This is a genomic window from Neisseria sicca 4320, from assembly GCF_000193735.1.
Taxonomy (GTDB): Bacteria; Pseudomonadota; Gammaproteobacteria; order Burkholderiales; family Neisseriaceae; genus Neisseria; species Neisseria sicca_E.
In genome coordinates, this window is record NZ_AEPF01000124.1 from 20248 (window position 1) to 27813 (window position 7566).

A 7566-nucleotide genomic window follows, 5' to 3' on the forward strand; every position below is an offset into this window, starting at 1 on the left:
CACACGCAATGCGCCGATAAATAAACCGTATCGAAAATATGGCAAAGGTCGTCTGAAAATCCGTTTTCAGACGACCTTTATTCATTGCTTGCAACGGGTGGCGTTATTCGATCACAGCTTCAGTTCAAGCCGCCGGCAGCCATCCGCGTATGCGTTTCTCCATCGCGTCGGCACTCAAGCCCAAATCGTCCAAAAGTTTTTTCGGGTCGCCGTGTTCGGTTACGGTGTCGGCAACACCCAAAAGTAAAACGGGTTTGTAGATGCCGTGTTTTGCCAATACTTCCAGCACCGCGCTGCCTGCGCCGCCTTGTTCGGCGTTTTCTTCGGCGGTAACGATGTAGTCGTGGCTTTGGGCGAGGCGGACGATGAGTTCCTCGTCTATCGGTTTGACGAAGCGCATATCGGCGACGGTGGCGTTCAGTTTTTCGGCAACCGTCAATGCGGGGGCGACCATGCTGCCGAAGGCGATGAATACGATTTTCTCACCTTGGCGGCGGATGATGCCTTTGCCGATGGCTACGGTTTCGAGGTCGTCTGAAACGGGCGCGCCTGTTCCCGTGCCGCGCGGATAGCGAACGGCGGCGGGGGCGTCTGCCTGATAGCAGGTTGAAAGCAGCAGGCGGCATTCGTTTTCATCGCTCGGCGCGGCAACAATCATGTTCGGCACGCAACGCAAGAAGCTCAAATCGTACAAACCGGCATGGGTCGGGCCGTCTGCGCCGACGATGCCCGCGCGGTCGACGGCAAACAAAACGGGCAGGTTTTGCAGAGCGATGTCGTGCACCAGTTGGTCGTAGCCGCGTTGGAGAAAGGTGGAATAAATGGCGACGACGGGCTTCATGCCTTCGCAAGCCAAACCGCCGGCAAAGGTAACGGCGTGCTGCTCGGCGATGCCGACATCGAAATAGCGCTCGGGGAATTGTTGTTCGAATTCTACCAGTCCGCTGCCCTCGCGCATGGCTGGGGTGATTGCCGCTAATCGGGAATCTTCCGCCGCCTGGTCGCACAGCCATTTGCCGAACACTTGCGTATAGGTCGGTTTGGCGGCAGATTTGTTTTCTTTTTCAGACGGTAAAGAGTTCTTGAAGTCGTCCGAACCGTCTTTGGGCAGGTTGGCGACGGCGTGGTATTTGACGGGGTCGTTTTCGGCGAGTTTGTAGCCGTTGCCCTTTTTGGTGATGACGTGCAGCAGTTGCGGGCCTTTGCGGCAGCGCAAATCTTTCAACACATCGACCAAATGCTCGACGTCGTGGCCGTCGACGGGACCGGTGTAGCGGAAACCGAAGTTTTCAAACAAAGACAGCGACTGTTTGACGTGTTCGGCTTCGCCTGCCAGCGTTTTGATTTTGTGCTCGACTTTTTGGGCAAGTTCCATCGCGCCGGGCAGCTTGTCCAAAACCTTGCTCGATTGCGCCTTGATGGTGCTCAACACGCCGCGCATATCGCGCACGACGTTGCTGGCGAGGTATTTCGGCAGCGCGCCGACGTTGGGGGAAATCGACATTTCGTTGTCGTTGAGAATGACCAGCAGGTTCACATCCATGTCGCCCGCGCAGTTCAAGGCTTCAAACGCCTGACCCGCTGTCATCGCGCCGTCGCCGATAATGGCGACGCTGCGGCGGTCGCTGCCCAAGAGTTTGTCTGCCGCCGCCATGCCCAAAGCCGCGCCGATGGAGGTGGAGGAATGCCCTACGCCGAAAGCATCGTATTCGGACTCGATGCGCTTGGGGAAGCCCGCCAAGCCGCCGTAGCGGCGCATGGTGTGCATTTGATCTTTGCGGCCTGTGAGGATTTTGTGCGGATAGCTTTGATGACCGACGTCCCAAACCAGCTTGTCTTCAGGTGTGTGATAGACGTAGTGCAGAGCCACTGTCAGCTCGACCGCGCCCAAGTTGCTGGCAAAATGACCGCCGGTTCGGCCGACAGAGTCCAACAAAAACTCCCGCAGTTCGGCGGAAACTTGGGGCAGCTGGCTTTTATCCAGCCTGCGCAAATCCTGAGGCAGATGGATGTTGTCTAATAACGGTGTGTGGCTCATGGTGTGTCTTTGCGGGCTTATTGTGTCTATCTGGCAATTATAGCAAGAGTTGTCCTGTTCGGATAAAGGGTTTTGACGAAGCTTTGTTTTCAGTCGACCTGATTTAACTGTCTATTTATATATCTATTTATATAAAGGTCGTCTGAAACTGGCTCTTTCAAACCTAAAAACATCCTACTGCCGTTCCAGCCATTCATCGCGGGTTTGTTTGGCAGCGGCAAAATAACGGTAAAGGGCGGCGCGGTCTTCTTCGGACAGGATGCGTTCGAGTTCGGACAACTGGGCACGCAGGCCGCCAATCAAATCCAACAGGCTGTTTTTATTGGCAAGGCAGATATCCGTCCATACGGCGGGATGACTGGATGCGATGCGCGTAAAATCACGGAAGCCCGTGGCGGCAAATTCGAGGTAGCGCCGACTGTCGGGATGATCGGCGATTTGATGGACGTAAGCGAAGGCGGCAAGATGCGGCATATGGGAAACGGCGGCAAAAACGGCATCGTGTTCTTCCGCGCTCATACGGAAAATCTGCGCTCCGACTGCCCGCCACAAATTTTCAACCAGGCCGGCGGCCTGTTCATCTTCTTCCCCATGCGGCGTGATCACCAGCTTCCTGTCCTGAAACAATCCGAACTGTGCGGAAAGCGCGCCGCTCCTGTCAGAGCCTGCAATCGGATGTGCGGCGATGCAACGGGACAAATGTTCGGGCAGGACGCTGCGAAAAGCCTGAACGGCAGATTGTTTGGTACTGCCCACATCGGTAACCACGGTATGCGCGTTCAAATAAGGTCGGACGGCGCGGCAGATGTCGGGAAATGTGGAAACAGGCGTAGCGATAACGGCCAAATCCGCTTCGTGCATACTCAAAGCGTCGATTTGCGTGTAGGCGCGATCAATGACGCGCCGTTCAAGCGCACGGTCAAGGTTGTCGCGATCCAAATCGATGCCGGTTACCGTATCGGCCAATCCGAGCCGTTTCAAGTCCAACACGAACGAGCCGCCGATCAGCCCGACACCTATAAGGACGATGTGTTTGAGTGTATTCATGGCAGGTACGCGGGACAAAGGTCGTCTGAAAACGGCACGCCCGCTATTTTAGGGATTAATTCTCCGCATTCTATCGTATCCGAAAGGCAAACGCATTTCGGCAATGATACTGCCTCGCGCACCATCCTTCCGACCATAAAAAGGCAGTTCGCCATTGTGCCGTTTCGTTTTACAATAGGCAGACAGAAATCCATCCGCCGAAAGCAAACTATGTCCCTGGCCCAACCGAAACGTATTTTAGTCATCAAGCTGCGCCACCACGGCGACGTGCTGTTGGCGACGCCCGTCGTCCACGCCCTCAAGACCCGCTTTCCCGATTGCGAAATCGATATGCTGGTTTACCGGGAAACCGCCGACATCATCAGCGATAATCCCGAAATTGCCGAAATATTCACGATTGACCGCTCCTGGAAAAAGCAGGGCTTGAAAACCCAGTTGTCCGAAGAGAAAAAGCTGTTCTCGCGCCTGAAAAAACGCGGGTACGACTGGGCGTTCAACCTGTCCGACCAATGGCGTTCGGCAATACTCGCCAAATTCTGCGCACAATGCAGCGTCGGCATCAGCCATATCAAACGCGACCACTTTTTCTGGCGTTGGTGCCACGACTTCCTCAACCCCGAAGCCGGACGCGGCTGCCACATTACCGAATACCATATGAACGTTTTGCCGCCGCTTATCCGGCCTGAGGAAACGCAGCCGGCAAAAGTGATGATGCCAATCGGCGAAGATGCCCGCTCGAATTTGCAAAGCAAGCTGAAAAAACAAGGCTGGAATGGGGAAGATTATGTGTTGTTCCATCCGGGCGCACGTTGGGAATTCAAATGCTGGGAAGACGGCAAAAACGCCGCCATCGTCCAATTACTGCTCAACCACGGTCAAAACGTCGTTTTAACCGCCGCTCCCTCAGCAACCGAACAACAAATGGTTGATGCGGTTTTAGAACGCGTCAAAATTCCCGAAGGCGGGAAACTATGGATACTGTCGGGCAACCTCAACCTGCGCGAATTGGCTGCCGCCATCGACGGCTGCAAACTCTTCATCGGCGTAGATTCCGCACCCATGCACATCGCCGCCGCGCTGGACAAGCCGCAAATCGCCCTGTTCGGCCCCTCATGGCTGGACAGATGGCACCCCTATTCCGACAATGCCGAGGTTATTTGGGCAGGCGATTTCGGCGACCTGCCCCACCCCGACAGCATCAACACATCCGACAACACACGCCTGCTCAAGGCCATTCCGCTGGAAGCCGTGTGGAACAAAATCGCTGAAAAGCTGGGTTTAAACAAAGAAGCTTAAAACAAAAAGGTAAAGGTCGTCTGAAACCCCCAAATCCGTTTTCAGACGACCTTTTCATGACACGAACGACAAAAAATTCAATATTTCCCAAACTGCCCTGCCGCATGGTCTCCCATATTGCCCGCATGGGGGGAAGGACTACGCCAAACCGTGCGCGACAGGTTGCGCGAACCTACCGGCGTATCCTTTTCTGCCTGAAACAATACATTATTCCCACCGACTATGGGTAGCGAGCCGCGCAAACCGATATAACTGCCCGAATCATATACACCGCTATGTGATACCGAACTGCCTCCCGATTTGATGCGCGACGCTTCGACGCCGCTTTTGATTTCGCCATAGAGGCGGACTTCTGCCGTCGCCAACACAGGCAAAGCCGTCAACGCAGCAACCAAAATATACAAGAGTTTCATCCTGTCGGTTCCTTTCAAATATTTCTTACACACCCGAATAGCGATAACCAATTTGGCCGACCAGTATATGCCCCTCTTGCGTAAACAAACCATAAATCGTGAAAACGTCGTCTGAAAAGACACATCGCGACCCATATCCGTTTCATATTGATTTCACTATAATCCCGGTTTCTCCGCCTCAACAGCATAATCATGACTTCCGCTTCACAAACCACCCGCATCCTAGGCATAGACCCCGGCAGCCGCGTAACCGGCTTCGGCGTCATCGACGTCCGCGGCCGCGAGCATTTCTACATTGCATCCGGCTGCATCAAAACTCCTCCTGACGCACTGCTGTCGGAACGCATCTCCGTCATCGTACGCCATATCGATGAAATCGTCCGAACTTACCGGCCGCAACAGGCTGCCGTGGAACAGGTATTCGTCAACGTCAATCCTGCCTCCACGCTCATGCTCGGACAGGCGCGCGGCGCGGCGTTGGCTGCATTGGTCATGCACGGCTTGCCCGTATCCGAATACACCGCCCTGCAAGTCAAACAGGCCGTCGTCGGCAAAGGCAAGGCAGCGAAAGAACAAGTACAGCACATGGTCGTGCAAATGCTCTCCCTTTCCGGCACACCCCAATCCGATGCCGCCGACGGACTCGCCGTCGCCCTGACCCATGCCCTGCGCAACCACGGACTTGCCGCACAGTTGAACCCGAACGGAATGAAAGTCAAACGGGGACGCTTCCAATGGTGAAAAGGTCGTCTGAAAGCGAGCGTAGCGGGTTTCGCCAAAACAAGTTTACTCAGACTCCTACTCTCTGACTGAACAACAGACCTTTCCGTTATAATTCCCTTTTTCCCGCCCCATTCCCCAACAGCCGCCATGAAAGCCGCCTTTTTCCTCCTCTACCTCATCCAGCTTCTACCCTTCAAAGTTATACACAAAATCGCCGACGCAGTGGGCATCCTCGCCTATTACGCCGTCAAACCGCGCCGCAGAGTCGGTGAGGCCAACCTAAGAAAATGCTTTCCCGAATGGAGCGAAGACCAACGCAAAGCCGTGCTCAAACGCCATTTTCAGCACATGGCGAAGCTGATGCTCGAATACGGCCTGTATTGGTACGCGCCTGCCGACAGGCTGCGCAAACTCGTGCATTATCAAGACAAACACCATCTCGACGAAGCGCTCGTGGCGGGCGAAAAAGTCATCCTGCTCTATCCGCACTTCACCGCATTTGAAATGGCGGTTTACACCCTCAATCAGGACGTGCCGCTGACCAGCATGTATTCGCACCAAAAAAACAAAGCGTTGGACGAACAAATCCTCAAAGGCCGCCACCGCTACAACAACGTCTTTCTCATCGGCCGCACCGAAGGCCTGCGCGCGATTATCAAGCAACTGCGCAAAAGCGACTCCCCTTTCCTTTACCTGCCCGATCAGGATTTCGGTCGCAACGACTCCATTTTCGTCAGCTTCTTCGGTATTCCCACCGCCACGATTTCAGGCTTGAGCCGCATCGCGGGCATGACAAAAGCCAAGGTCATCCCCGCCATTCCGACGCGCAATGCCGACAACACCGTTACGCTGCGCTTTTATCCGGCATGGGAAAACTTCCCTTCAGACGACGTTGTAGCCGACACTCAGCGCATGAACGACTTTATCGAAGCACGGGCAAGGGAAAATCCCGAACAGTATTTCTGGCTGCACAAACGCTTCAAAACCCGCCCCGAAGGCGAACAGGGATTTTATTGAATTACATACAGTTACATCAAAAAACAAAGCCCGTCATATGCGGGCTTTTATTATTTCTATTAAATCGAAAATTAACAACGATAGTAACAAATTTTAAATTGAGAATATCTCACATTAACTCTTTGGATAATTTAGATATTCAGCCCTACCAAGCCCTAAATACCACGAAAAAATCAAACCAAACTCAAAAAACATAAAAGCAATACGAAATTTTAGTTAATATGTTAAATTTAATTTCATTTAAAATCAAACTGTTATAAAATAACATTTCAGAAGAATCAATTATAACAAATAACCTAATGAAAATATAATGCTGAATTTATGTAAAAAAATGATTATTTAAGGATAAAAATATGAATATAAGATTTTATATTTCAAATAATTTATATTTTTGAAATATTATAAATATAAATTTAGCATATAAAAATAATGTTAAACACTTGGCAAACCCAAATTTTTCGAGTAAATTTCGCTACATCGAATTACAGACGTACTGACAGATTTGATACTCCAGTTTCCAGCAGCAAATCCTTTGATTTGCAGCGGATGTTCCGAGCTTCACTCCCTCGGAACAAAAGTTTACCCGCACGGAGTTGAGCCGTGCAGGTAAAGCCGCAGGCGAAAGCCTGTATTGTTTGTGAAGCGTAAATCTCTGATTTGAGGTATTGGGGCAATCCTGTGGGGGATTGCCTCCTTTTTTGTTTCCTGCGTTTCCAGCATTTCATTGCCCACTACCTCAAATTGCCTTGAGGTATTCGGACACCCTGCCCGCATCACTTCCATATGAAAAGGTCGTCTGAAACCTGATTTGATTTCAGACGACCTTGGATTCGGATTTCAAGTGCAACACTATGGTACCAGTGGTTGGAACAGATTCAAGAATAAAACACTTGGCGTTTCGTAGCCAAGTGTTTTTCTTGGCCGGTGGTTCAACTCATCTTGAACCCTGCGTATCTCCCGATCGCTGATGTTCCGGAAATCGGTTTGCTTGGGGAAATATTGCCGGATGAGTCCGTTGGTGTTCTCATTTAA

6 protein-coding genes and 1 pseudogene are annotated in these 7566 nt (G+C 52.1%); 3 read left to right on the forward strand and 4 right to left on the reverse strand.

Annotated elements, in window-relative coordinates:
• Positions 1-124: 124 nt before the first annotated feature.
• Together dxs and NSCA4_RS0110830 are read right to left on the reverse strand one after the other, a co-directional pair.
• The gene (gene dxs / locus NSCA4_RS0110825; RefSeq protein WP_016688139.1) at positions 125-2038 is read right to left on the reverse strand and encodes a 1-deoxy-D-xylulose-5-phosphate synthase; all 1914 of its coding nucleotides are present in this window, start codon (positions 2036-2038) and stop codon (positions 125-127) included.
• A 174-nt stretch (positions 2039-2212) separates the two neighbouring features.
• Complete coding sequence (locus NSCA4_RS0110830) at positions 2213-3085, reverse strand: prephenate dehydrogenase (protein ID WP_016688140.1); 873 nt, start codon at positions 3083-3085, stop codon at positions 2213-2215.
• Positions 3086-3295: 210 nt separating this feature from the next.
• Here NSCA4_RS0110830 and rfaQ point away from each other — a divergent pair, with 210 nt between their 5' ends.
• On the forward strand, positions 3296-4381 hold the full coding sequence (gene rfaQ, locus NSCA4_RS0110835) for a putative lipopolysaccharide heptosyltransferase III (RefSeq protein WP_016688141.1): 1086 nt from the start codon (positions 3296-3298) through the stop codon (positions 4379-4381).
• 77 nt (positions 4382-4458) lie between these two features.
• On the opposite strand, the gene NSCA4_RS13170 is transcribed toward rfaQ, so the two are convergent.
• On the reverse strand, positions 4459-4794 hold the full coding sequence (locus NSCA4_RS13170; protein ID WP_016688142.1) for a porin: 336 nt from the start codon (positions 4792-4794) through the stop codon (positions 4459-4461).
• Between the two features lie 192 nt (positions 4795-4986).
• On the opposite strand from NSCA4_RS13170, the gene ruvC reads away from it, so the two are divergent.
• The gene (ruvC, locus tag NSCA4_RS0110845) at positions 4987-5535 is read left to right on the forward strand and encodes a crossover junction endodeoxyribonuclease RuvC (protein WP_016688143.1); all 549 of its coding nucleotides are present in this window, start codon (positions 4987-4989) and stop codon (positions 5533-5535) included.
• A 129-nt stretch (positions 5536-5664) separates the two neighbouring features.
• Positions 5665-6534: a lipid A biosynthesis lauroyl acyltransferase gene (locus tag NSCA4_RS0110850; protein WP_016688144.1), complete on the forward strand. Its 870-nt coding sequence runs from the start codon at positions 5665-5667 to the stop codon at positions 6532-6534.
• Positions 6535-7383: 849 nt separating this feature from the next.
• On the opposite strand, the pseudogene NSCA4_RS14195 reads toward NSCA4_RS0110850, so the two are convergent.
• Positions 7384-7566, reverse strand: a pseudogene (locus NSCA4_RS14195) (IS30 family transposase); the annotation flags it as partial.